Genomic DNA, 25,939 nt, shown 5'->3' with positions numbered 1-25,939 from the left:
TCTTCCAAAGCAAAAAGGGCGCGCATGGTGCCTGCATACCTCGCCAACAAAATAATCCGCAATCTACCGTGTCCCATCCCCTAGCAGCTGGCGAACAGGGCCGTGAGTTTTTCGCGATCGATGGTGCCGTCGGGGCGTTCGGCTTGCGCGAGGGCCCACATGGTTTTCGCCAGCAGCGCTTCGGTGGTTGCCGCGCCGCCCATGAGCACGCCGGGACGGTTGCAGAACGCGCGACCTACCTCGTACACGCTCAAGTCGGCGCCCTCGAAGGGGCACTGCGTGGTCATCACCAGCGTTTTGCCGGCATCCGCCCAGTTCAGCAGCGCGTCCGTCACGCCCGCGTACTCCGGGATGCCGCCCAGCCCGAACGCCTCCACCACCAGCGCGTCGCACAACGGGCGCAGCGCGTCGACCACGCGCCCGTCCATGCCCGGCGTCACCTTGAGCACCATCACGCGCGGGTTCAGCGTGTCGAAAAACCGCGGAGCGAAAGGCCCCGCCACCGCAAAACCACGTTCGGCAGCACCCGAAGGCACAGAAACGCCTCCGTGCTCTTCGCACGCGGAGCAGCCGTCAGCCGAAAAGCCCTCTCTGCCGGCCCTCGCTTCGCCCGCCGTCGCACAACCATCCGCCGCGCCCGGCGCCATCAGCTCGCGCGCGGCCGCCGCCCACTGCACGCCGTTTTCGCCAGCCGCACCCAAATCGGGTACGTTCAAACTGTCGAACGCCTCGAAATCACGCGTGCGCACCTTGCGCGCCGCCGTGCCCGAGATCGCCTTTCCGCCGAACACCACCATAACGCCCGCGGCGGCATCGTCGCAGGCCACGCGCACGGCATCAAACAGGTTGCGCTTGCCGTCGGTGCCGGGATCGCCCATGGGCAGCTGCGAGCCGGTCAGCACCACAGGCTTCGGACTTGCCTGCACCAAATACGACAACCCCGCCGCCGTGTACGCCAGCGTATCGGTGCCGTGAAGGACGACGAACCCGTCGCAATCGTCATAGCGCCGACGCACCTCGTCCGCGATGGCCAGCCATCCCTCCGGGCGCATGTTCGTGCTGTCCACGTTCATGACCTGCGACACCTCGACATGGCACACCTGCGCGACCTCGGGAACAAACGCCACCAACTGCTCGCCCGTCAACGCCGGCGCAAGCCCGCTGCCCTCTTCAGCCGACGCGATGGTCCCGCCCGTCGCGATAACCAAAATCTTCTTCATCTGCACCCCTTCCCCCAAATGATCCGCAGCTCTGCCAAACAAATACCGATTCCGCTACTGTACCCCGAGATATGCGCAACCAGGCCCTCGAACCCGCGAATCCCCGAAATGGCTGGCAAGGACGCCCACGCCAAAACCAAACCCGCAACCGCCGAACCCGTAGCCGCAACCGTCCAGGCGCGCCATCCGCAAGCGCAAGCCGCCCAAGCGCGGGCCTTCGCACCCGCAACCGCCGAACCTGCAGCCGACCAGGGCGGCGGCTTTTCGAGCTCAGATTCATGGTCTCGCCCCCGTGCTTCCTCCGGGCTTCTCTCTGAGCGCCTGAAATCGGCCTCGAGGGGCGCTGGAAGAAGCGCAGCGCACGTTCGATCCGCTGCGGCGACTGTTGAGATGGTGCATGCGTGAACCTCGGTCTCTCTTCGGGCTGAATCTGCTTGGAAGGCGAAATCGGCTTGGAAGTCCACACCCCTAGGAGTACTTGCCGCGCAGCGAATCGAGGCTGCGCTCGAGGATGCCGTTCATGTGCGCTATGGCGATCCCGTAGTTCACGATGGGCACGCCGCACGCCCGCGCCTTGTCCAGGCGGTATCCCATCTCCCTGCCGTTGAGCATGCACCCCCCGCAGTGGACGACCAGGTCGTATCCTTCGAGCGAATCGGGGAACTCCTTGCCGGAGACGAATTCGAACCGCGGCTCCGCCCCGCAGAATGCTTTTATCCAGGCGGGCATCTTGACCGTTCCGATATCCTCGCATTGACGGTGGTGGGTGCACCCCTCGCATACGAGCACGCGGCTTTCCCCGGTAAGGCCTCCAAGGGCATTCGCCCCCTCGATCAGCAGCGAGAGCTGTCCTTTGCGGCGCGCCATCAGGATGGAGAAGGACGTCAGCGGCACCTCCGGGGGCACGATGGCCGCAACCTGGGAGAAGGCCTGGGAGTCCGTCACGACAAGCTTCGGCGGCCTCGCAAGCGATCCGAGAAGCCCAGCGAGCTCATCGGGCTGGCAAGCCAGCGCCGCCGCGTGCGCATCAAGGAGGTCGCGCAGGACCATCTGCTGGGGAAGGATGATGCGCCCCTTCGGCGCCGACGAGTCGATGGGGATCACGAGCACCACGACGTCCCCGGGGTTCACCAAGTCGGCGACGACCCGCCTTGCGGGCTTCGCATGGCCGGCCGCGGCGGCGACCGACTCCCTGAGCTCTCGGACGTTCATGCCCGTCGCGGCGCTCACGGCGATCTTTCGCACGATAGCCCCCTCGGGAAGCTTAAGCGCCGCCTCTTCGAAGGCCGCGCCCCCTTCCCCGCACGCGTCCCGCCCTGCCGCAAGGAGGTCGACCTTGTTGAAGGCGACCACGCAGGGAATGGCCTTCTCGGCGAACGCCGACAGCAGCTCGCGGTCCTGGTCGGACACGCCCCGGGTGGCGTCTACCACCAGCACGGCCACGTCGCAGCGGCGCAGCTCGTCGCGGGCCCTGCCCGCTCGCTTGCACCCGAGGTCGCCCTCGTCGTCGATGCCGGGGGTGTCCACGACCGTGACCGGGCCGACGGGAAGGAGCTCCATGCCCTTGACCACCGCGTCGGTGGTCGTGCCCGCGACGGGGCTCGTCACCGAGAGGCTCTGGCCCGTGAAGGCATTGACCAGGTTCGATTTGCCGGCGTTGCGCACGCCGAAGAAGCCTATCCTCAAGCGCTCGGCGCCGGGGGTGTCGTTGAGGCTCATGCGCCCGCTCCTTAGAATCTGAAATCGCGCCCGGTGCCGCTCAGGATCTGCCCGACGTTTTCCTTGCATGCGGTCCTGATGGCATCGCTGGAAATGTTGCCCAGTTCGCGCTCGATGAGGCGCAGGCCCTTCTCCTTGGTGGGGCCCGAGGCGTAGTCGGCCAGGTACTCCGCCAGCGTCATCAGGGCGTTCGGATGGCAGTAGTTCGAAATCTGACCGCTCTTGCAGAACTCCATGAACCTGTCGCCGGTGCGGCCCGCGCGGTAGCAGGCGGTGCAGAAGCTGGGGATATGCCCATTGTCCATGAGCCAGCCCACAACCTCCTCGAGGGTGCGCTGGTCGGAGACGTCAAACTGCTCGGTGTCGTGCGGACGCTCCGCCTCCGCATAGCCGCCGACGCTCGTGCGGCTGCCCCCGGATATCTGGCTGATGCCGTAGCGCAGGGCCGCCTCACGCACCTCCTTGCTCTCGCGCGTGGAGATGATCATGCCCGTGTAGGGCACGGTGATGCGAATGAGCGCGATGATCTTCTCGAACGTCTCGTCGGATAGCGAGTTGTCGAAATCGTCCGGGTCGATGTCGTCGGCGGGCTTCACGCGGGGGACGCTGATGGTGTGCGGCCCCACCCCGAAGGCGGCCTCGAGGTGCTCGGCGTGCATGATGAGCCCGGCGAATTCATAGGCATAGCCGTCCAGACCGAACAGCACGCCGAGCCCCACGTCGTCGATGCCGGCCTCCATGGCGCGGTCCATGGCCTCGGTGTGCCAGTTGTAGTCGTGCTTGGGGCCTGTGGGGTGCAGCTCGAGGTAGTTCTCCTTGTTATAGGTCTCCTGGAACAGGATATACGTGCCGATGCCCGCGTCCTTGAGCATGCGGTACTCGTCCACCGTGGTGGCGGCGATGTTCACGTTCACGCGGCGGATGGAGCCGTTCTCGTGCTTGACCGAGTAGATGGTCTCGATGCTCTCCAGGATGTAGTCGATGGGGTTGTGCTTGGGGTCTTCGCCCGCCTCGATGGCCAGGCGCTTGTGACCCATGTCCTGCAACGCGATGACCTCCGCGCGAATCTCGTCCTGCGTGAGCTTGCGGCGCGGGATGGTGCGGTTCTTGGCGTGGTAGGGGCAGTACAGGCACCCGTTGACGCAGTAGTTGGAAAGGTAGAGCGGGGCGAACAGCACGATGCGGTTGCCGTAGTAGGCCAGCTTGACCTCCCTGGCCAGACGGCGTATCTCGGAGTTGACCCACGGGTCGTCGCAGGCCAGAAGCACGCTCGCCTCGCGATGGGTGATCATCGCACCGTGCTCGGAGGCCGGGCTCAGGTGCGGGCCGCACTTCTTCAGGATCTCCCGGCACAGCTCGACGTCGTCCTTGTGCGCCTGCGCGTACTCAAGCGTGTCGAGAATCTCCTGGTGGTTTATGAACTCGTCGGCGCACGACGATTTCGGGTCGTATGCAAAGCTCATTGTATCCTCCTATCGTCGACCGGATCTCCCCTGTCGACAACGATCTCGTAGCCGATGGACCACATCCGCGCGGCCAGGCAACAACGGCATTCCGCCGCCTCTTCGCCGGTGCAGATCTTCCCGTCGTAAAGCTCGTAATCCTTGCGAACGTCCACCGGCGAAAGGTTCGGCATGACCACGTTGGCCCCGGACATGATCCCCTTCTCGCGGCCCTGGGGGTGGATGCTTCCCAAGGCGGTGGTCGCGGGCAGAAGGATGCCGGGGCTGATCAGCCTGATGATGGAGAGCAGGTAGCACGTCAGCTCCAGGCTGCCGCTCTCTTGCGATGCGAAGGGCGTGGCGTGGTGCGCGACGAAGGGCCCTATCCCGCACATCTGCGGGCCGAACTCCTCGACGAGCTTCAGGTCCATCGCAAGGTCGTGCGGGGTCTGGTAGGGGGATCCCACCATGAAGCCGATACCGACGGCGTAGCCGATGTCCCTGAGGTCCCCAAGGCAGCGCATGCGGCGCTCGAAGGACATCTCGGGGGGATGCAGACGCCGGTAGTGCAGCGGGTTTGAGGTCTCGTGGCGCAGCAGGTATCGCTCGGCGCCCGCGTCATGCAGGGCCTGGTAGCTCGCGCGGCTGCGCTCCCCCATCGACAGCGTCACGGCGCAGTCGGGGTGGGCGGAGCGGATGCTCGCGACGATATCGCAGAGGCGCTCGTCGGAAAACCAGGGGTCCTCGCCGCCCTGCAGGACGAAGGTGCGAAAGCCGAGCCCGTAGCCCTCCTCCGCGCATGCGAGGATGCGCTCCGGGGATAGCCGGTAACGCGCGGCCTGCTTGTTCGACCTGCGGATGCCGCAGTAGTAGCAGTCGTTCACGCAGTGGCTCGACACCTCGATGAGCCCGCGGGTGAACACCTTCGTTCCCCAAACGCGCTTCCGCTCGGCCACCGCCCTGCGAGCCAGCTCTTCGGCCAGCTCGGGGGTGCGGCCTGCGATAAGGCGCTCGTACTCGTCAACCGAGAGCGAGCGCCTTTCGCACAGTTTATCAACCAGGGAGAGCACCTAGATGTCCCATTCCCGCTGGTCGGTGTGAAGCCATGCCTCCGCACGCTCGGACAGCGGCTTTCCGAGCGTCTCGGCGTAAAGCGCCTGGATGTCCGGGTTCTCGTGGGAGAAGCGCAGCTCGTCGGCGCCGTCGAGGCGGTTGAGCACCTCGGCGCGCTCGCAGCCGAGCTCCCGGTTGAAGGCGATGGGCTGCCCGCCGCCGGCAACGCAGCCGCCCGGGCAGGCCATGACCTCGACGAAGTCGTACTCGGCCTCGCCGGCCTTCAGGGCCTCAAGGAGCTTCGAGGTGTTCTCCAGGCCGCTGGCCACTGCGATGCGCAGGCGCATACCCGCCACATCGAGCTCCTTATCGGTCCAGGGACGCTCAGGCGTCGCATCGGAGGTATCGCACGCCTCGAAGGGCGGGTTCTCCCCCGTGAGCAGGTACGCCGCCGTGCGCAGCGCGGCCTCCATGACGCCGCCCGTGCGCCCGAACAGGGTCGCGGCTCCGGTCGAAGTGCCCAGAGGGTCGTCGAAGGGCTCTTCGGGAAGGGCTGCGCAATCGATGGAGAGCATGTTCAGCAGGCGGTCGAACTCGCGGGTGGTGAGCACCGCGTCGACGTCGCGGCCGCCTTCGGTCGCCAGCTGCGGCACGTCGCACTCGTACTTCTTCGCCAGGCAGGGCATGATGGACAGGCAGAAGACGCGCTTGCCCTGCTCGGCCGCCTGCTTGCCGACGGTGTTCTTCACCACGGCGCCCATCATCTGGTGGGGAGACTTGCTCGAGGAGAGCTGGCCGGCGAACTCGGGGTAGTGCAGCTTGGCGAAGCGGACCCAGCCCGGGCAGCAGCTGGTGAACATCGGGCGCGGCTTGCCCTCCTTGATCCATTCGATGAACTCGCTGCCCTCCTCCATGATGGTCAGGTCGGCGGCGAAGTCGGTGTCGAAGACGCGGTCGAAGCCCACGGCGCGCAGAGCTGCGGCCAGGCGGCCGGGCGTGGCCTCGTCGCGCGGCACGCCGACTCCTTCGCCCCATGCGGTGCGAATGGCTGGCGCGACCTGCACGACGGTCAGGACGTCCGGGTCGGCCAGGGCGGCCAGGACCTTGTCGATGTCATCGCGCTCGGTGAGGGCCCCGGTCGGGCAGTGGGTGATGCACTGGCCGCACAGGGCGCACTTCGCGACATCGATGGACAGGCTCTCCTTCACGCCCACGGAGCGCTGGCCCGCGGAGCCGGAGAAGTCCCACACCGAGCAGTGCTGGACCTTGGAGCACTCGGCCACGCAGCGCAGGCAGCTGATGCACTTGCTCGCGTCGCGCTGCAGGGGGAAACTTCCGTCCCACGCCTCGCGGCGGTAGTCGGGCTCACGCTCGAGCTCGCCGACGTTCAGGCTGGAGGCCAGGGACTGCAGCGCGCAGGTGCCGGAGCGCTTGCACGTCGTGCATTCGCCGCGGTGCTTCGAGAGGATGGTCTTCACGCTGAATCGGCGGGCTTCGACGATCCTCGGGCTCTTGGTCCTGACCGACATGCCGTCGAAGACGGGGGCGTTGCAGGCCGCGGCGAGGCCGTCCTGCCCCTCGACTTCGACCACGCACACGCGGCACGAGCCGATCTCGTTGATGTCCTTCATCCAGCACAACGTCGGGATGTCGGCGCCCGCCCTGCGGGCGGCGGAGAGGATGGTCTCCCCCTCGTGCGCTTCGACGCGCACGCCGTCGATGGTCACGTTAAGCATACTGGGCTCTACCTCCTTCGAGAACGCCGCAGCCGTAGTGGTCGCAGCGCAGGCAGCGTCCGCATTCCTGGACGGCCTCTTGGCGGCTCATGGGGTTTTCCACGCACTCGAAGTCGCTCTTGCGCTCGCGCGCCGGGCGCTCAGCGATCTCCACGCGGCCGCACGCTTCGCGGCGGTTGGCATGAGGGGCCGGGGCACTTACGCCGCAATCGAGGGCGTGGTCGAAACCGAGGTAATCGTCGATGTTCCGAGCAGCCACCTTGCCGGCGGCGATGGCGCGGATGACGGTGGCGGGGCCGGTTTGGCAGTCGCCTCCGACGAACACGCCGTCGAGTCCTTCGGCTCGCAAGCTCTCGTCGGCCACGAAGCGGCCCCACTCGGCGGCCATGCCGAACTCCTCGAAGGGCGCCGTCACGACGTCCTGGCCGACGGCCAGCAGCACGACGTCGGCCTCGATGCGCCTGCGGGGCTTGTCCGCGTCGACGGGGGCGGGTCGCCCGCGCTTGACGGTGGAGATCATCTGCGGCTGGGTGATAACGGCGCAGGTCCTGCCGGCATCGTCGGCCTCGATGGATACCGGGGCTTCAAGGGTGAGCATCTCGACGCCCTCGGCGATGGCGCTTTCCACCTCTTCGGGAAGCGCGGTCATGTCCGCCAGGCGGCGACGATAGACGCAGGAAACCTCCGCGGCCCCGGCGCGCACGGCAGTGCGGCAGCAGTCCATGGCCACGTTGCCGCCTCCGATAACGGCGACTTTCTTCCCCGTGAAGTCGGGATATTCGCCATCGCCGATCTTGCCGAGCATATCGACGGCCGACATGACCCCTTCGGAATCGACGCCTTCGAGGGCGAGCTTCTTGCCCACTTGGGCACCGATGGCGACGTACACGGCGTCGAACTCCTCGGAGATGCCCTTCATCTTCTCGGCATCGACCTTCGCCTCGAGCTTAACGTCGATATTGCCCACGGACAGCACGGCTCGCACGTCCTCGTCAAGACGCTCTCGGGGGAAGCGGTACGCAGGGATGCCGTATCGGGTCATGCCGCCAAGCTCCTTGCGGGCTTCGAAGACCGTGACGCCATGCCCCATGAGGGCCAGAAAGTACGCGCACGTCATACCGGAGGGACCGCCGCCTATGACCGCAACGCGGCGCCCGGTGTCGGGATGGCGCCTCGGCACGGCCACCGTGTCGGCGGCCACGCTGTCCACGGCGAACTTCTTGATGCCGCGGATGTTGACGGGCGCGTCGAGCAGCATGCGACGGCAACGCGTCTCACAGGGACGCTCGCACACCATGGCGCACATAGTCGGGAACGGATTGTCCTTGCGGATGAGGCGGATGGCCTCATCGCAACGCCCTTCTTCGACCAGGGCGATATAGCCCGGAATGTCCACATGCGCGGGGCACATGGCCTCGCAGGGGACCTTCTGGCCGATTTCCTGGGAGCATGTTCCCGTCTCCAGGTGAGCCTGGAATTCATCGGTGAACATATCCATAGCGGACAGAACATCCTCGGCCGCCTGGTAGCCTATGGCGCAATCGGCGCCGTCACGCACGATTTCAGCGGTGGTGCGCAGCGCGTCGATGATGCTCGGGAAGGCGGACCCATCTTGGATGGACCGCAACATCCCGGCGATCTCAGACAGGCCGTAGCGGCAGGGCACGCACTTGCCGCACGTCTGAGCCGCGCTGGCCTCGACGTCTGCGAGAACCGCCGCGACGGGGCACGTGCCAGGAGGGGTGGTCTCCACCCTGCGTTTCGTCCTCTTGACGAACTCGCCTATGGCGGCGTCGTACCTCGACGAGGGGCGAATCGATAGCTTCGTCATCTCAGCTCCCCGCTTTCTATCCGAAGCGATATTCCACGCCCATCATGGGCTGGGGGTTGTCCCACTTCTTGACGATTGTTCCTTCGCATGCTACACGACACGTGCCGCATTCGAGACACCCAGCATAGTCGAAAGACTTGTTGCCGTCGGCGTCGATCTTGTAAAGGGCGGCCGGGCACACGCGAACGAGCTTGAGGAATTCCTCGGTATCGGGGTCGTCGACGAGCTCGATGTGGGGATTACCCTCGTCGACTTCGTACTTGTTGGCGGCAAGGAAGCCGTCAACCTTGACCGTGATCTCGGCGATCTTGCTCACAGCGACTTCAGAGCTCCTTTCACCTCGCGGGCAAGCTTGAACAGCCCGCGCTTCTTGACGATGGGCATGATGCGCTTGACGAGATGCTCCTGGGGCTTGCCGTCGACGCAGAACATGGAATTCAAGATCTCGGAGACCATCGTGGGGTAGTCCTTGAACATGCTGTCCCAGTTCTCCATGGTGTGGGGCCAGCGGCGAAAGGTCTCCAGGTCTTTGATGACGAAGGAGCCTTCCATCTTCGACTTGTAGGAGGCAAGTCCAGCCTCGGACACGTCGCCCGCGTCAATGGCGGCCACTGCCGCCTCGGCGGCCATGCGGCCCGACGCCACGGCGAAGTCCATGCCGCGCACCTGGTAGCCCATGTTCATGCACAGCCCCGCGGTCTCGCCCGCAAGCAGGCAGCCGTCGAAGATGTACTGCGGGATCATGTCGTAGCCGCCCTCGGGCACCATGTGGCCGGAGTGCTCGACCACCTTGGCGCCGCGGATGATGGGGGCGACGGCGGGGTGGTTCTTGAAGTCCTCGAGCATCTGGTAGACGGGAACCTGGTTATCGACGCTTTCCGCCTTCGAGATCGTGGCCACAAGGCCCAGGGAGATCGAGGTCTTGTTGGTGTAGAGGAAGCCGCCGCCGACGTTGCCGTGGGTGCAATCGCCCACGAAGAGCATCGAGGCGCCCTCCCCCTCGGGAACGAGGAACCTATCCTCGATGACGTTAGCGGGAAGCTCGAAGACCTCCTTGATGCCGACGGCCATCTGAGAGGGCTTCGGGCGCGGATTGCCTAGGCAGCGCTCGGAGAGGATCGTGTTGCACCCCTCGCACAGGATGACGACCTGGCTGGTGATCTCATCCTCGCCGGCCCTGATGCCCGTCACGCAGCCGGAGCCGTCCTTCAGCAGCTCTTCGACGGCGATGCCGCAGATGTACTCCGCGCCCGCCTCTTCGGCCTTGCTGGCGAGCCACTGGTCGAAGGGGCCTCGCAGGACGCTGTAGGAGTCCGCCCCCTCCACGGCGAGCTCCGGGCTGGTGAAGTCGATGGACATGTTGCGCGAGGGGTCCATCATGGCTATGCGCTCATGCGTGATCTTGCGCTCGATCGGGGCCTCATCCTCAAAGTTCGGGAAGACCTCCTTCAGGGCATGGGCGTAGATGCGCCCGCCCGTCATGTTCTTGGTTCCGGCACTGTTCCCGCGCTCGACCACGAGCACGCTCTTGCCCGCAGAAGCGGCCACGTACGCGGCAACCGCGCCCGCGCACCCGGACCCAACGACAATGATGTCGAAGTCGCGTTCCTCCATCGTTCCTCCAATCAGTAAGACACGCGCTTTGCCGGAACAACAATCCGTGAGGTCCGTATCCTGCATGCGTACCGGCTTGGCATGCTGCCCTCAGTCGACGGGCCGGAGGCAGCGCAGCTGCTTGCCAGCTCCTCCGGCCCGTTTGGTCAGAAGCGCCTCAAATCAAGGGTGTGGGCCCTTGGCTTCAGCGCCGTGTTGGCTACAGGTTGCAGCCAGCGATGTAGCCCTCGTGGACAGCGTCCATGACCATGCGGGAGGCCTTGCAGTCGCCAATGCCGATGACCCTGACGTCCTCGCACTTCTCCTCGATCTGGGCGCGGAACTGGTTGAAGGCCGGGACGAAGCCAGAGGAGATGATGGTCTGGTCGACGTCCAGGGTCTCCAGGCCGCGGGGACCGGCGAACATGGGCTTGCCGTCCTTGACGGCGACGAGCTGGGTAGAGGGCTTGATCGTGACGCCCGCCATACCAAGGCGAACCATGTAGGCGATACCCATGACGCCGGGGACGAAGAACTCCGGGGAGCGGGTAGTGATGGTGACGTCCTTGCCCTGCTCCTCCGCGAGGATCAGCGCGGTCTCGGCACCCACGATGCCGCCGCCGACAACGACGACCCTGTCGGCGTCGCTCTTACAGTCGTTGTCCAGGAAGTCCATCGCGTACACGACGGAGGGGTCGTCCTGGCCGTCGATGTTGAGGTTGCGCACGGTGGCGCCGCAGGCGACGATGGCGACGTCGAAGCCGCCGGCTGCAACGGTGCCCGCAGTGGCCTCCTCGTAGATGACCTCGATGCCCTCCTTCTTGAGCTGGGTCTCGTAGTAGGTGATGAGGTGGCCGAGGTCCTCCTTGCTGTCGGAGACGGTAGCCTCCTTCAGAACGCCGCCGATCTTGCGCTTCTCGTATATGGTGACGTCATGGCCGCACTTCTTCGCGGTGATGGCAGCCTCGCAGCCAGCGGGACCTGCGCCGATGATGATAACCTTCTTGGGGACCTCAGCCTGCGGGTAGACGGGCTCGTCGAACTTGTACAGGGCCGCGTTGACAGCGCACTGGACGACGCCGCCGGAGAGCATGCCGCGGTCATGGCAGCCGACGCCGCAACCGATGCAGGGCCTGATGTCCTCAGGACGCCCCTCAGCCGCCTTCTTGGCCCACATGGGGTCGGCGAGCGCTGGCTTGCCGATGCCGATGAAGTCGCAGACGCCGTCCTCGAGCAGCTTCTCGCCGATCTCGGGGGAGTAGATGCCGCCGCACAGCATGGTGGGGATGCTAACAGCGTCCTTGATCATCTTCGCTGCCTCGACGTGGTTGGCGCCGTGCTTGGAGAGCAGGCCGGCCGCGTTGATGACCTCTGCATGGGAACCCCAGGTGATGTTGATGGCGTCCGCACCGGCTGCCTCGCACATCTTGGCGACCTCGCAGGTCTCCTCGACGGTGATGCCGCCCGGCTCGAAATCGATGCCGGAGAGTCGGATAGCCAGCGGGAGGTTGGGGCACTTCTTCTTGATGTCGCGGATGACCTCGAGCAGGAAGCGAGCGCGGTTGTGCAGGCTTCCGCCGTACATGTCGTTGCGGGTGTTGTTGCGCGGCGAGAGGAAGTTGCTCAGCAGGACGCCGCATGCCGCGTGGACGTCGATGATTTCGAAGCCCGCAGTCTGCGCGCGGAGTGCGCAGTCGCCGAAGTAACCGACGAAGTCGTGGATCTCCTCGATGGTGAGCTCGCGGGGAACAGCGCCGCCGTTCTCGTACCAGGGCTCCCACTGGATGCGGGAGGAGGAGATCAGGTCGTCACCGCGCACGAACGCCGCGTCGCGGCCCGGATGGACGATCTGCAGGCCGGGGATGGCCCCGTGCTGCTTGATGGTCTTAGCGAGGACGGACATGGGGCCGATGTAGTTGTCGCTGGCCAGGGAAAGTCCGACATGGTGGAACTGGGTCACGCCGGCGTTGTCCATGAACACGATGCCGGTACCGCCGTCGGCAGCCTCAGCGTACGCCTTGAGGGAGGCCCAGCTGGGAGAGCCGTCCGGGTTGCCCAGCTCGGTGCCCATCGGCATGCGGATCGCTCGGTTCTCGACCTCTAGGTTGCCGATGTAGCCGCGCTCGAAGGTCTTCGGATAGAACTTATTTTTCATGATTGCTCCAATTCAAGATGAGTTTGCCTTCCCCTGAAGCAAGCAGGGGTATTGAAGCGAGCTGATAGGTTGTTAGTGCTGCTGTGCCTTTTCGGCCTTTGCGGGATTGAAGCCGGAAAGCACAGCCGAAAGCGCCATGAAGGGCTTGACGATCACGAATACGGCGATGATTGCCGCAATCTCAACAAAGCCAGCCCAGGTTGCGAAGCCGCCGAGGAACGCACCGATACCGTCGGACAGGTTGTTGATGAGCATGTTCCCACAGAGGATGAACATGCCGAAGTATGTGCCCAGGACAATAGCCTGGATAATCCAAGTGACGAAGCCGTTCGCCTTGATAGCCCCTGCGATCTTGAGGGCCCAGCCCATCGGGTCGCCGATGCTGCCCACCGTGTAGCCGATGACGAAGCTTGAAACCCAGCTTGCGATAACGGCCTCCGGCGTGATGACGTTCATGCCCACCTGCATGCAGACGGCGATGTTGATAGCGAGAGTGATGATGATGCCCATAGCGATGTTCATCCAGATGTTCATCCACTCACCAAAGCCCTGGGGACCTTTGAACTTGCTCATTTCCTCCCCCTAATCTCTTCTGTAAATCGCGTTTTCTCCAAGCAAAACCGAGGCCAAGGGGCACCCTTCCATGGAATTGCGCCCCTGCCTTGTTAGCCTCAGTCGTGCGGTCAGGGACCGATTAGCCTTCGATCTCGCCCTGCATGCCGCCGGTCACAGCGCCGGCGCAGCCGCCGTCGACGGGAAGGTTCGCTGCGGTGATCTGGCGAGCCTCATCGGAGGCCAGGAAGAGGTAAGCGTAGGCGATGTCCATGGGGTCGATAGCCTGCTGGGTGGTCTGCGCACCGACCAGGCCGGATGCCATTTCCTTCGGGATGTTGGCCATGGCCTCGGTCCACACCAGGCCGGGGGTGACGGAGTTGCAGCGGATGCCGAAGGGGCCGCCTTCAGCTGCCAGCTGGCGGGCCAGGGACAGGCATGCGCCCTTGGCGGCGGCGTGGCAGGCCTGCGGGGAGTTGGTGCCCTGGAGGCCGACGGTGGAGGAGGTGATGATGATGGAAGCGCCGCCCTCGGCTTCCTTCAGGTACGGCCAAGCGCAGTTGCACACGTTGTAGACCAGGTCGAGCTCGTTCTTGATGCCGTAGTTCCAGATCTCGGGGGTCATCTCCTCGAAGGGGGCCATGCCCGGGTGGGAGGCGTTGTTGATGACGACGTCGATACCGCCCATGAGCTCGGCGCACTCCTGCACCCACTTCTTCACGGCCTCGTAGTCGGACAGGTCGACGTCCATGCCGGCGGCCTGGTAGCCCTTGGCCTTCAGCTCGTCGGCCACGGAAGCGGCCACGCCGGGGGTACGGCCGGAGCCGCAGACGAAGGCGCCGTGGGCGCACAGCAGCTCTTGGGTGACCTTGCCGACGCCCTTAGTGGTGCCGGTGAGAATGATCTTCTTGCCCTTGAGGCGCTGGCCGATCGACTCCTCGGGGCTGATCCACTTGCCGAAGACGGGCGCTCCGGGCATCTTGGGGCATTTGACTTCCTGTGCCATGGTAGATTCCTTTCTCTATCGCTGTTTGAGCCGCAAGCAATAAGCGGCTGTATCACTGGGGAAAGGGCGTCGGGGCCATGAGGATTGGAAAGGGAGAGGCCCCGGCGCCGAAGAGGAAGATGGAGAGTGTTACTCCATCGTGGAGAGGGCGTGGCGTGCCGCAATGCGGCCGGAGGTGTGGGCGAAGCCGTTAGCGGCGCCGGGAACCTCCATGTTGTAGGAGTCGCCGTACAGGCCGGTGGCATCCAGGCCCACAGCGTACAGGCCGGGGATGGGGTTCGCGTCGGAATCGATGACCTGCATGTTGCCGTTGATCCTGATGCCACCGGCAGAGCCCATGGTGCCCGTTGCCAAGGGGATGGCGTAGAAGGGGGCCTGAGTCTCGGCACGCAGGTACTCGGGCTTCTTCATGAAGGCATCGTCGTAGCCCTTCTCGCACGCCTCGTTGTAGGCGTTCATGGTGTCTACGAAGGCGCCAGCAGGAACGTCCATCATCTCAGCCAGCTCTTCGAAGCAGTCGGCCTTCTTGACCAGGCCGGACTCCAGGTGCGCATTGAGCTCGATGGGTAGGCGCTCCATGGGCTTGTGGTACACGACGAACTCGCCGATGGCGATTTCGGAGCCCTCGTTGACCAGGCGGTCGATGTCGGCCTGGGAGAGGATGGACCACACGATGCCGCCGGGCTGCTTGCCGTAGTAGGTGCCGATGTCGCCGATGTTCTCGGCGACGGATTCGGCGCAGAAGCGCTTGCCGGACTTGTTGATCCACACGCCGGGGTTGACGCCTGCGCCGCCGACCTGGGAATCCATGGTCATGTCACGGCCGCCAGCCGCCAAAATCGGGCAGGTGGTGATGGTCGTGTCATCTGCGCCTGCGGACAGGGCCAGATCAAGGCCGTCGCCCATATTCTGCAGCGGGGTCAGAACGTTCATGTTGTAGGCAGCGGGGGCGAACCAGCTGTACTTGAAGATGCGGTCGGGGTTCGAGCCCATGCCGCCGGTCGCGAGGATGACGGCCTTGCCGCCGACGCGCAGCGGCTCTCCGTCGGACTCGGCCACGACGCCGACGACCTTGCCGTCCTCGATGATCAGCTCCTTGGCGGGCGTGGAGGTGAAGATGTCCACGTCGAGCTTCTGGATGGCGTCGAGCAGAACCTCCTGGCAGTGGGCGCCGAGGCCCTCGGGCAGGTGGAAGGTCCAGACCTCGCTGGGATCGTCCTCTGCGGCGATGTCGCAGGTCTTGTAGACGACGCCCAGCTCGCGGTAGATGTCGATGGTCTCAGCGGAATTCTCCACGAAGGCGCGCACCACGTCGTAGCTCGCGCGCTGGTGGCTGTATCCCATGAACTTCTCCACGCCCTCTTGCTTCGTGGGGAAATGGTACTTGCTCAGACGGGGGGTACCGAGTTCCTTCTGAATGGAAGACTCGAACGCCGCGGTCCCCTCGGCGTACATGGACAGGCCGCCCGTCTCGGGCATCTTCTCGAGAACGACGACGCTCTTGCCGGCGCGAGCCGCGATCAAGGCCGCGGACTTGCCGGATGCGCCGCCGCCGACGACGACCAGGTCGTACTCAACATCGAACTCAGCCATATCTTTCCTCCTTTGAAAGTGACTGCCTCCGCCGCCCCGAACCGACGAAGCGGCGGTTTTCGCCGAATATCGCCCCGCGGGCAGACGCCCGCGGGGCACGCGTCTGCTAGGCCTTTCGGACAGCCTCGGTCAGCACGGGAAGGATCTTCTTCGCATCGCCCACGATGCCGTAAGCGCACTCGCGGAACACGGGGGCCTCGGGGTCGTTGTTCACCGCGACGATCACCTTCGAGCTGCGCACGCCCGTCATATGCTGAGGAGCGCCCGAGGAACCGAAGCACATGTACAAGCGGGGGGATATCTTCTGGGTGGACGTGCCGACGACGCGGTTGTGCTCGAACCAGTGATAGTTGTCGCAAAGCGGAAGGGTGCAGGCCACCTCGGCACCAAGGGCGTCTGCGAGGTCGTCGACCAGGGAGAGGTTCTCCTTCTCGCCGATGCCCAGGCCAACGCCGACGACCTTCTCGGCCGTCGCCAGGCCGTTCGAACCGCCTGCGTCCACATTGGTCGCGACGACCTTCATATCGTGCGCCTGCTCTGCGGAGACGGTTTCCACGGCGACGGGAGCGCTCTGCTCGGCCTCTTCCCCGCCGTCGGCGATCACGCAGACGACCGATCCGGTCACCTCGAGCACGCGCACAGCCTCGCCTTCCGCGGCCAGCTGCTCGACGACGGTCTTGCCGGCCTCCACCTTCACGGAGGTCACGTTGGTGGCAACGGCAGCGTTGAGCTCCACGGCCACAGCGCCCGCGATGGCTCGAGCCGTCGCGTTGTCGGAGAGGACGACCGCGGCGGGAAGCTCCTTGACGGCGCGCTGCGCGATAGCCGAGGCCATCGACTCGGCCAGGGTCTCTTCGGTCTCATACAGGGAGACGGACCCGACGCCGAGCCCGGCCACCGCCTCTGCGCGGCTCGCATCTCCGAAAACCAGCGCGTCCACGGAACAGCCGGACTTCTCCGCAATGCCCGCAACGCTTGCCGCGCTCATGTCGTCGGCTACGAGAATCCAAACCTTGCTCATCTACAGCACCCCCTCGGACTGAAGCGCGGAAACCAACTGGGCGACCGCCGCCTCTGGATCTGACCCGTCGAAGATCTTCGAAGCGCGCGCTTCAGGCTCGTGCACGCCGGAGACCTCGAACACGGAGGCGTTGTCAGCCTGGGCATTCACTTTTTCAACGGGCTTCTTGCGGGCCGTGAGAATCGCGCGCATGCCGGGCTTGTTCTCCTCCTCGCGGCGTGCCGCCACCGCCATGACCACGGGGCCGGACACGGCGATGTCCTGGGTGCCCGAGCCGAAGCGGCGCGTCACGACCAGCCCGTCGCCTTCGGGCCTCACCGCGTCGACGGCAAGGATGCACGGCCAGCCAAGGTTCGCTGCCAGAAGGCTCGGGACCATGGGCTGCCACGCGCAGTCGCCGATGGCGACGGCCGTCACGCCCTCGATGCCCTTGATCGCGGAGGCCAGCGCCGCCGCGATCTCGGTCGGCTGGGCGAGGGCGTCGAGCCCCTCGATGGCGATGGTGTTCTCGATGCCGCGAGCGGCGCCGAACGCCATCTCGCCGCTTGCCATCGTGACGCCGACGGCGGGCTCGCCGGGGTTCGCGTCCTGGGCGACCTGGATGGCCGCGTGGTCATCGTCGCCCACTTCGGGACGGTTGGCCGCCCACTTGATGGAGCCGTCGACCCCAAGGCGCTCGTCCTTGGGGTTCATGGCCCACTTAAAAACTGCAACACATGTCATGTTCGTCCTACTTTCGCTTGCTATTTGCTCCAGTCGCACACGTCGGTCCAGTCGGCGCCCATGTCCAAAGCAACCTGGATGGCGCCGCCGTTTGCGTCCGGGAACTCGTTGACGGCGATTTCAAGGCCGTGGGTAGCGGGCTGCGGCGGGAAGATCATCTCGCGGAACTTGCCGTGGTTGAACTCGACGGCGGGCTTCAGGCCCATGGAGGCGAAGTGCTCCTTGGCCTCGTCGAAGTTCTCTACGCGCACGGCGATTCCGCTGACACCCTCGCCGACTTCCTGCAGCTTCTGATACGCGCCGATGGCGTCGTGGTCATGCATGGGGGCCATCACTTCGATGCCGCCGGATTTCGGGAGCGCGACGCGCAGGCCCATATGCTCATCGTCATAGGGTCCGTAGAACGTAACGCCAAGCAGCTTGCCGAGGTCTTCAACGGCCTTGTCCGCGTCGGCGGCACGAAGTGCGATGCGATTCAGTTGCGCCTTGATCATTTCTGTCTCCTTCTAGAAAGCTCCTGCACATCCGTATCTTGTTTTGCGGTCTGCGCCTGTGGTTTCATTGTGGAAGGAAGAGCGGGTATCGTGGGTATCGTCCGAGTGTCGGAAGAATGCAAAAGCCGAGCCTATCGGCGCCGCAAAGCGAGCCGAAAGACCCCTTGACGGCATCCCTCTGGCTCATTGAGGGCGGTTCCCTTGCCGAAGCGCAAAAAAGGGGCCCGAGGGCCCCTTTTTTGCGCGCTCCGCGGCGCGGCGGTGGTAATGGATATGCCGAGGTGATGCGCTGCCGAGAGTTACCCGCGATTGTAGCGCGCGGAAACGACGGCGGCTTGCACCCGATTGCTCACATGCAGCTTCTGGATGATGCCGTTGATGGCCTTCTTCACCGTGGACACGCTCAGGAACAGGCGCTGGCTGATCTCTTCGTTGGAAAGCCCCTCCTCGAGAAGGGCGAGGACCTTCGTCTCGCGGTCGTCGAGGGAGTCGAAGTACGAGGACTCGACGGAATCGGAGGCATCGGTAGGCCTGCCGTTGAGCAGCGCGCCCTGAAGGACGGTTCCAAGCGAGCCGGAGAACGCTATGTCGCCGCACGCCTGCGCCCATAAAAGCGAACGGAGCCTGTCGGCGCTCATCTCGTCGCGGAAGCCGAAGCCGCGCGCGCCCGCCCGCAGCGCATCGAGCACGAAGCCGCTCTCCCCCATCGATGCGACGACCATGACGCGCAGCTGCGAGTCGGCGTCGCAGAGCCTTTTCACCGTCGGGGCGCAGCTTTCCCCTCTGAATGTGACCCCCATCATGATGAAAGCGGGCTTTTCGCGCGAGCACAGCTCGTAGGCCTCCTCGAGGGAGAACGCCTTGCCCACAAGCTCGAATTCCTCCCATTCCTTCAGGAGGGACGCTACGCCCTCAATGAAGATATGGTCCTGATCTGCGATAACAACACGAATCGGGTCTGCTCCCAAATCGGGTTCTTCCCTCATGGACATATGGACATCCAGCAAGTCTTTCGAAGCAGGGTCCAAATACCCAGAACCGTGAACGGAATCGTTCTTGTAGGAAGGCATGGCTCACCCCTCAAATAGCCGCCTAATTATTTCATGCTGATAATACCACGCTGTTCTATTCGTCAATATTGAGGTTTGCGCACTTTCGCCGTCGGCGAAAGTGCATTGCTCGATACTCTTGCAAACGTAAAATAGACGAGCATTTCTTTTTCGCGGTTCGCGAGCTTGCATCCATCCAGCGCGCCTGCCACCCGGCAAAGTGCACCTACGCGCCGCTCTCGCGCAGGCGTGCGCGGCCGAGGGCTACGGCCACGAGCGCTATGACGGCGGCCCATGCGAACGTCACGCCCACTTCGCCGAACGCTTGCAGCGCCAAGCTCGCCGTGATATCGGCGGCTTCCGACACTTGCGTCATGGCATCGGTGGCCCAGTAAAACGGGGTGAACGCCGCGGCCAGACGCGTGCTTTCGCCCATCACCGAAAGCGGAATCCAGGCGCCGCTGAAGAAGCTGCACACCAGGCCGAAGATATTGCCCGCGCCGTTGGCCATGGTGTCGCTGGCGCCAAGCTGCCATATAAGGAAGCCCGCTGCGCCTCCCACCAGGGCAAACCCCAGCTGCGCGGCAAGCACCACACACACGGCGGCAAGCGGCGCGCCCTGCCCAAGCGGGTTGAACACCACCAGCCCTGCCGCAGCGATTACGGCCCAGATGGCCACCGAGAACAGCGCGCACGCCAACCCCACCTGCAAGCCGTAGCGCCCGCTTGGCACGGGGCCCAGCACCAAGCGTCGCCGCAACGCGCCGCGCCGCAGCGACGACAGCCCCACGGCAATGAAGATCGACGATGCCGCGAACAGCGCATATGCCGAAAACGCCGCGTAGTTCACGTACTTCGCCGAAAGGCCCTGCGAATCCACCGCAAGAAATCCCACCGGCGTCTCGTTCGCGCACGCCTTATCCGCGTTGCGCGCAACGTCGGCCGCCAACGCCGTCGCATCGCTTGCCGCGAAGCCGTACAGCGACTGCGCGAACCCCCTCACGCGCTGGTCGACCAGCGACCCGCGAGCGCCCTGGTAGCTGATCACCGTTTGCAGTTCGGGAGCGTCCCCGCCCGTGCGCGCGGCGGCAAGCAAGTCGGCCTGAAACCCCTCGGGGATAATCAACACGTAGCTGGCCAGGTCTTTCGCCGACGCGTCCTGCAGCCCGAACGTGCTATCGTCCACGTGCACCTCTTCGGCATCCTTCAAGGCGAACGCGGCAAGCGCCGCCGACACATCGGTCCCGTCGCGGTCGATCACCGCCACCTTCGGGGAGTCGGCCTTGAACTCGCCTTGCGGCGCAACCTCGATGGCGCCCGAGCCCAAAAGCGACATGGCCCCCAGCGCAACCATATATATGAGCAAGTAATTCCAATGGCGCGCGGCCACTTTCAACGCAAGCTTAAAGACGTTCATAGTTGTGCCCCCTCATCAGCAGCGCCGCCGCCACGAAGAACACGGCAGCCATGGCAACCAGCACGCCCACCGTACTGAAGAACGGCGCGAGCGAGTCGTAGTACGTCAGGTCGTAGAACGCGTTGGCCGCCTGCGCCGCCGGGTTGATCAGCGCCGCCCACGGCGCGGTTTGCGAAATCTGGTCCGCCAACTGCATGGCCGGCTCACCGTACAGGCCCGCGAACAGGGCGCACAGGCAGGTGATGCCCGTAGCCAGGCCCACCTTGCCCGCAACGGGCATGCCCGGCAGCGCGCCAAGCACCGCGCCGAAGCCCACCGACATAAGCGCGCAAGCCGCGATGGCCACCACCGCCAGCCCGTCGCGACCGCCGAATTCCACGCCCAGCACCAGCCGCATGTATGCGAAAGCCAAAAGCAGGCATGCGAACACCACCGCGAAGCTGGCAGCCATGGAAACGGCCAGCTGGCGCGTGACGGAAGTCCCCGACACCTGCCGGCGCGCGCCCACTGCCGACGTGTTCGCGCGCACCGCCGAGACCGAGTGGATGGCCACCGTGACGGACATGAGCGCCGCGAAGCCCATGAGCGCATAGTAGTAGCGCACGGTGCCGCTTGACGCCACGCGCAGCACGTCGACCTGCTGCGTGCCCACCGCGTCGGCCATGAATGCCTGAACCGCCTGGTCAGCGCCGGGCGTTTGCGCAAACGCCTCCAGCTGCGCATCGGTCGGCGGGGCCTGCAGGTCGGCCGCACCCGCCTGTGCCAGGAACACCTGCTTCATTTCCGCATACAGCTGCCGATAGCAGTCGAGCACCGCGCGCACGATACTCTGGTCAAGCGTGTCGGAGGCAAGCGGCGAGACGTTCATGGACGGCAGCCCTTCACCGTCCACCGTAATCGCCGCGGCCGCATCGCCGGAAAGCACCAGGTCGCGGGCCGCATCGGCATTCGCCACCTCACGCACGTCCAGCAGTTGGTCGTCGCCTTCGGCCGACACCTGCGCCAGCATCTCGCGGAAGAACGTGGCGCGCGTGGCGTGATAGTTCTCGTCGGCCACCACCGCGCAGCTTACGGAATCGGCACGGTAGTATTCGTCGAAGTTCGCGAACATCACGTGGAACAGTGTCGCCAGCACCAGCGGAAACGCGATAACCCACACCAGCACGTCGCGTTGACGCACCAGCATGCGAACGGTATGGAAGAACAGCGCTTTCATGACGCCCCCTTAGTCGCGCAGCTCGCGGCCGGTGATTTCCAGGAACACGTCGTTAAGCGTGGGCGGCTCGGAGTAGACGCGGCCCACGGCCACGCGCGCGGCCTTCAGTGCGCCCAGCACGTCCAGCAGGTTCCGCTCGCTGGCCTCGCATGTGGCGCTGAGCTGGCCATTCGCGAATTCGCAGCCGATGACGTGTGGCAGCGCGCGAACCGCGCTGGCAGCCGCCTGGCCGCGTGCATCCGGTGCGCCGGGCAGCTCCACCACAATCTTCTCGCCCACGGCAATGCCGCGCTTCAGCTCGTCGTTGGTGCCCTGCGCCAGAATGCGCCCGCCGTCCATGATCATGATGCGCGTGCAGATTTGCTCGACTTCCTCCATGTAATGGCTGGTGTAGACCACGGTGGCGCCCTCGTCGCGCAGCCGCACGATACCGTCCAGGATGGAGTTGCGGCTTTGCGGGTCCACGGCCACGGTGGGTTCGTCGAAGAAGATGAGCTCGGGCTTGTGCGCGATGCCGCACGCGATGTTCAGCCTGCGCAGCAAGCCGCCCGACAGCTTGCCCGGACGCATGCGGCGGTAATCTTCCAGGCCCACGAACTCGATGGCCTCGTCCACCAGCGCGCGACGGCGCTTTTTGTCGGGAACGTACAGCGCGCAGAAGCAGTCGACGTTTTCAGCCACGGTCAGCTCGTCGAAAACTGCCACCTGCTGCGGCACCACGCCGATGCGGCGCTTCAGGTCGTAACGCGTCGGCAACATAGGTTCGCCAAACAGGCGGATGTCACCCTTGTCGTAGGTGAGCAGCTGCAGCATGCAGTTCATGGCCGTGGTTTTACCGCAGCCGTTCGGTCCCAGAAGCCCGAATATCTCGCCTTTGTCGATGCTCAAGTTGAAGTGGTCCAGCGCCAGCACATCGCCATAGCGCTTCACCAAATCCACCACCGACACCACCGGCCGCGACACGTTCGCCGTTTCCATTTCGGTCACCTTTCTCCGAGGAACCTGACAAGAAATGGGACAAAGGGACAGTCCCTTTGTCCCATTCCAGCGCATGGTGCCGATGCAGGTCCAACAGAACGTTTTCACATGACGCCATCATGCAGTATTCGCCGTTAACAAACTAGTGACTTTTGTCACGAATCTGCGAAATGCCTGGTGATCAGCCTGAATTGCGCGCCACATCTGCCCAGGCGCCTTTGCGCCCGCCAACAACGGCAACCGCGTCTGCTAGTATGGCCGGCATGGATAGATTTCTGGACAAAGCCATCGTTGCAGCATGCTGCCTAGCCGTTTGCGGCTGCGCGCTTGCCGAAAGCGAAGCGGCGCAAAACCCCGCCGCGGCGGGCGCGCAAACCCTGGCGCTTGCCCTCAGCATGCTGGCCGCGCTCGGGTGCAGCGCCGTGTTCGAGCTGGCCCGCCCGTCCTTCAACGTCCTTGCGCCCAGCGCGTATTGCCTGGCCGCGCTGGCGTGCGGCCAGGCCGCCGCCTTCATTCCCCTTGCGGCTTACGATTTCATGCGCTGCGTATTCCGACCCGATGCCTCGCGCGCCGCGGGCCTTCTTGCTTTGGCCGCCCTTACGGCCTGCGTTGCTCGCCAAGCGCTTCCGCCCGTTGCCACCATCATGCTGGCCTGCATAACCGCGGCGGCCGCGGCGCTTTCTGCCCGCACCAGCAGCGCCGAAGCACGGCAGCGCGTCGCTTACCGCACGCGCGACGCGTTAAAATCGCAGGCCATCACCCTGCGCAGCAAAAACCGCAACCTTACCGAAGCGCTCGAAGAGCTCGAAAGCGAATCAGCTGGCCGCGCGGCACGCTCAAACGTCGAACGCCTCGCAAGTCCGAACGGCAGACGCGCGCCGAACGCCGAATGCTTCGCGGGGCAGGATGGCAGCCACGCGCCAAACGACGCCAGCGCGGCAAGCCCCAGCAAACACCGCATCGCAAACCTAAACGCCGGCATTATCGCAACTAGCCCCGGCAACAGCCGCATAGCCACCCCAAGCGCCAGCGGCGCCGCAAGCTCGCGCGCTGACGCAGCAGGCCTCTTCGCCGACGCCGCCGACCAAGTCCTCGCCACCCCGCCACGGCCCGCCGCCTTCGCTTGCCTTACCGAACGCGAATGGGAAGTTGCCCGCCTAGTGGCCGAAGGCCTGGACAACCGCGAGATAGCCGCCGAGGCCTACCTCAGCGAAGGCACCGTCCGCAACAACATCAGCAACATCCTGTCGAAAATGTCCCTCAAAAACCGCACCCAAATAGCCGTCACCTTCTGGAAAAGCAGGGAAAACTAGGGATACACGCCGACAACCCGGCAAGCCTTTACGCAAAAAAATCGCTCATGTATGTGATTTAACCGCAACAAGCACACTAGACACATCAATTCCGGTTACGTTTTGCCTGGTCAGAAGCTTTCGACCTCAGGTGCTACCACAGCCTAAGCCAGCAAATCACATACATGAGCGACTTTTGCACAGCCAACGCCGCGCCACCAGTGCCACCATCCCCGTCACGAACTGCACGTCAACCCCCACTTACGGCAGGGCGGGGGCGAACGTGAAGTCGCCTGCGTCCTGCTCCTTTAGCTCGCTCAGGCAAAACGTCATGTACAGCGGCGCATACGTGATAGCGCCCTCTTGCGACAGGTTGTTGCGCGACAGCACGAACGCTTCCTTCAGCTTGTAATCGCGAATGCCCATCAGGTGGTCAAGCGCCGCATGCGCCCGCACTTTCTTGCCCGACTTCACCTCAATCGGAATGACGTTGCCGCTTTTACCCTCCATAAGAAAGTCCACTTCACCTGCCGTTCCCGACTGGTAATACCACAGGTCAACGCCCTGCGCGGCAAGCTCCTGCGCCACCACGTTTTCGTACACGCCGCCCAGATTCGGATCCTTCATGTCCAGGTAAATCGACCGCGCCGTAGCTAGAGGATACCGCGACACCAGCATGCCCGTGTCCGACTCATACAGCTTGAACCGCGAAGCCTGCTCCATTCGTTTCAGCGGGCAGCGCGCCTCGGTAGTCTGCAGCACCTGCAGCCCCACGCCCGCATTTACCAGCCACAAAAAATCGTGATGGAACGACTCCATGCGCGCCGCCTTCTTCAGCGACGCCAGCTTGAATCGATGCAGGTCGCCCTCAAGTTGCAAGGGAATCTGGTCGAAGATAGCGCGAACCTCGAACGCACGAGTGCCCGCATACTTGCCGATGTCCTGCGCGTATTGCTGCACCAACGATGCCTGCAACGTCCGCGTTTCAGCCAGCGAGTAGCCCGTGTCCACATACCGCTGTACCACCTCGGGCATGCCGCCGGCAACCATGTACGCCCGATAGTTGCGCATCATGATGTCGTGCAGGTACCCGTCGACAGCGCACCGCTCGCGCAAGCATTCGCGAATCTGGTCGAGAAACCGCTGCTCGACGCCCACGGCCCAGCAGAACTCCTCGAAGTCCATCGGCCGCATGACAATCTGCTCGACGTATCCCACGGGAAACGAAGAGATGCCCTTAAACTCAGTGCCCAGCATGGAGCCGGAGAACACGAACGAATAACGACCGTCCTCGACAAGCGCCTTCATAAGCGCGACGATGTCCGGATGCTCCTGAATCTCATCGACGAAAACGAGCGTGTCGCCTTCCACCAAGGGCACATCCGACAGCAGCGCAATGCGGTTAATGAAGTCCACGGCGCTTTCGGCGCTGGCAAGCGCGCTTTTCGCCGCCTTATCAAGCAGCAAGTTCACCTCGAAATAGCAGGAATAGCTCGATTTCCCGAATTCGCGAATGGCATAGCTTTTCCCAATTTGTCGAGCACCGGTCACCAACAGTGCCTTGCTGGATTCATTTTTCCATTTGACCAGCCTTTTTGTTACCTTACGCTGCAGCATTCGTCTCCTCAACCGCACAAATCAGGAAATAGGATAGCCCTATTATTGCAAAAATCGGGAAATAACAATGGCCAAATTCTGCATAAATCGAAAGATAGAAAAGGCTAGAAACCGCACAAATCGAGGAATAGCACGAAGCGAAAGCTAGCTTCTTGCAGCAGCGTCCAAAGATGCGTGTCCATTTCTCCCGCCGCACAGCGGCGATTACAATCTGGCGTGCTTCGCGCTTTCC

Annotated in this window: 21 protein-coding genes; 1 reads left to right on the top strand and 20 read right to left on the bottom strand. The window is 64.2% G+C overall.

Annotation, left to right across the window (positions count from 1 at the left end; translation table 11 throughout):
• Positions 1-80: 80 nt before the first annotated feature.
• The 19 genes from ET524_RS10325 to ET524_RS10235 all read right to left on the bottom strand — a co-directional run bounded on the left by ET524_RS10325 (position 81) and on the right by ET524_RS10235 (position 22,798).
• Positions 81-1,220 (bottom strand): asparaginase, encoded by a 1,140-nt coding sequence (locus ET524_RS10325; RefSeq protein WP_129425598.1) that lies wholly within the window; start codon positions 1,218-1,220, stop codon positions 81-83.
• 468 nt (positions 1,221-1,688) lie between these two features.
• Positions 1,689-2,939: a [FeFe] hydrogenase H-cluster maturation GTPase HydF gene (gene hydF / locus ET524_RS10320; RefSeq protein WP_129425596.1), complete on the bottom strand. Its 1,251-nt coding sequence runs from the start codon at positions 2,937-2,939 to the stop codon at positions 1,689-1,691.
• A gap of 11 nt (positions 2,940-2,950) precedes the next feature.
• Entirely contained in the window at positions 2,951-4,402 is a 1,452-nt protein-coding gene (hydG, locus tag ET524_RS10315; protein ID WP_129425594.1) for a [FeFe] hydrogenase H-cluster radical SAM maturase HydG, read from the bottom strand.
• Positions 4,399-5,451 carry a [FeFe] hydrogenase H-cluster radical SAM maturase HydE gene (hydE, locus tag ET524_RS10310; protein WP_129425592.1) on the bottom strand — a complete coding sequence of 351 codons (1,053 nt, stop codon included), beginning with the start codon at positions 5,449-5,451 and terminating at the stop codon, positions 4,399-4,401. Before hydE ends, hydG begins: the two co-directional genes overlap by 4 nt.
• Positions 5,452-7,170, bottom strand: a complete 1,719-nt coding sequence (locus ET524_RS10305; RefSeq protein WP_129425590.1) for a [FeFe] hydrogenase, group A — start codon at positions 7,168-7,170, stop codon at positions 5,452-5,454.
• Positions 7,163-9,001: an NAD(P)-binding protein gene (locus tag ET524_RS10300; protein WP_129425588.1), complete on the bottom strand. Its 1,839-nt coding sequence runs from the start codon at positions 8,999-9,001 to the stop codon at positions 7,163-7,165. The genes ET524_RS10305 and ET524_RS10300 overlap by 8 nt, the downstream gene beginning before the upstream one ends.
• 16 nt (positions 9,002-9,017) lie before the next feature.
• Positions 9,018-9,317: a ferredoxin family protein gene (locus ET524_RS10295; protein ID WP_129425586.1), complete on the bottom strand. Its 300-nt coding sequence runs from the start codon at positions 9,315-9,317 to the stop codon at positions 9,018-9,020.
• On the bottom strand, positions 9,314-10,615 hold the full coding sequence (locus ET524_RS10290) for an FAD-dependent oxidoreductase (RefSeq protein ID WP_129425584.1): 1,302 nt from the start codon (positions 10,613-10,615) through the stop codon (positions 9,314-9,316). The genes ET524_RS10295 and ET524_RS10290 overlap by 4 nt, the downstream gene beginning before the upstream one ends.
• A gap of 199 nt (positions 10,616-10,814) precedes the next feature.
• The gene (gene dznr, locus ET524_RS10285; protein ID WP_129425582.1) at positions 10,815-12,749 is read right to left on the bottom strand and encodes an NADP(H)-dependent daidzein reductase; all 1,935 of its coding nucleotides are present in this window, start codon (positions 12,747-12,749) and stop codon (positions 10,815-10,817) included.
• Between the two features lie 72 nt (positions 12,750-12,821).
• Entirely contained in the window at positions 12,822-13,322 is a 501-nt protein-coding gene (locus ET524_RS10280; RefSeq protein ID WP_129425580.1) for a hypothetical protein, read from the bottom strand.
• Positions 13,323-13,443: 121 nt separating this feature from the next.
• Positions 13,444-14,307 carry a dihydrodaidzein reductase gene (ddr, locus tag ET524_RS10275; protein WP_129425578.1) on the bottom strand — a complete coding sequence of 288 codons (864 nt, stop codon included), beginning with the start codon at positions 14,305-14,307 and terminating at the stop codon, positions 13,444-13,446.
• Between the two features lie 129 nt (positions 14,308-14,436).
• The gene (gene tdr / locus ET524_RS10270; RefSeq protein WP_129425576.1) at positions 14,437-15,900 is read right to left on the bottom strand and encodes a tetrahydrodaidzein reductase; all 1,464 of its coding nucleotides are present in this window, start codon (positions 15,898-15,900) and stop codon (positions 14,437-14,439) included.
• A gap of 106 nt (positions 15,901-16,006) precedes the next feature.
• Entirely contained in the window at positions 16,007-16,921 is a 915-nt protein-coding gene (locus ET524_RS10265) for an electron transfer flavoprotein subunit alpha/FixB family protein (RefSeq protein WP_129425574.1), read from the bottom strand.
• Positions 16,922-17,644, bottom strand: coding sequence for an electron transfer flavoprotein subunit beta/FixA family protein (locus ET524_RS10260; protein WP_129425572.1), 723 nt, complete (start codon positions 17,642-17,644; stop codon positions 16,922-16,924).
• Between the two features lie 20 nt (positions 17,645-17,664).
• Positions 17,665-18,135 (bottom strand): dihydrodaizein racemase (ifcA), encoded by a 471-nt coding sequence (gene ddrc, locus ET524_RS10255; protein ID WP_201738867.1) that lies wholly within the window; start codon positions 18,133-18,135, stop codon positions 17,665-17,667.
• A 302-nt stretch (positions 18,136-18,437) separates the two neighbouring features.
• Entirely contained in the window at positions 18,438-19,208 is a 771-nt protein-coding gene (locus ET524_RS10250; RefSeq protein WP_129425568.1) for a LuxR C-terminal-related transcriptional regulator, read from the bottom strand.
• 205 nt (positions 19,209-19,413) lie between these two features.
• Positions 19,414-20,604: an ABC transporter permease gene (locus ET524_RS10245; RefSeq protein WP_129425566.1), complete on the bottom strand. Its 1,191-nt coding sequence runs from the start codon at positions 20,602-20,604 to the stop codon at positions 19,414-19,416.
• Positions 20,591-21,820, bottom strand: coding sequence for an ABC transporter permease (locus ET524_RS10240; protein WP_129425564.1), 1,230 nt, complete (start codon positions 21,818-21,820; stop codon positions 20,591-20,593). Before ET524_RS10240 ends, ET524_RS10245 begins: the two co-directional genes overlap by 14 nt.
• A 9-nt stretch (positions 21,821-21,829) precedes the next feature.
• A complete protein-coding gene (locus tag ET524_RS10235) occupies positions 21,830-22,798 on the bottom strand; it encodes an ABC transporter ATP-binding protein (protein ID WP_129425562.1) in 969 nt (322 codons plus the stop codon).
• 263 nt (positions 22,799-23,061) lie between these two features.
• Here ET524_RS10235 and ET524_RS12005 point away from each other — a divergent pair, with 263 nt between their 5' ends.
• A complete protein-coding gene (locus tag ET524_RS12005) occupies positions 23,062-24,111 on the top strand; it encodes a helix-turn-helix transcriptional regulator (RefSeq protein ID WP_236648306.1) in 1,050 nt (349 codons plus the stop codon).
• Between the two features lie 240 nt (positions 24,112-24,351).
• On the opposite strand, the gene ET524_RS10225 is transcribed toward ET524_RS12005, so the two are convergent.
• Positions 24,352-25,707: an ATP-binding protein gene (locus tag ET524_RS10225; protein WP_129425560.1), complete on the bottom strand. Its 1,356-nt coding sequence runs from the start codon at positions 25,705-25,707 to the stop codon at positions 24,352-24,354.
• Positions 25,708-25,939 lie beyond the last annotated feature (232 nt).

Origin of the sequence: Senegalimassilia faecalis (assembly GCF_004135645.1) — a bacterium.
In the GTDB taxonomy this organism is placed as follows: domain Bacteria; phylum Actinomycetota; class Coriobacteriia; order Coriobacteriales; family Eggerthellaceae; genus Senegalimassilia; species Senegalimassilia faecalis.
The sequence above is the reverse complement of the archived record's forward strand: the minus strand, read 5'-3'. Positions and strand labels throughout refer to the sequence as shown.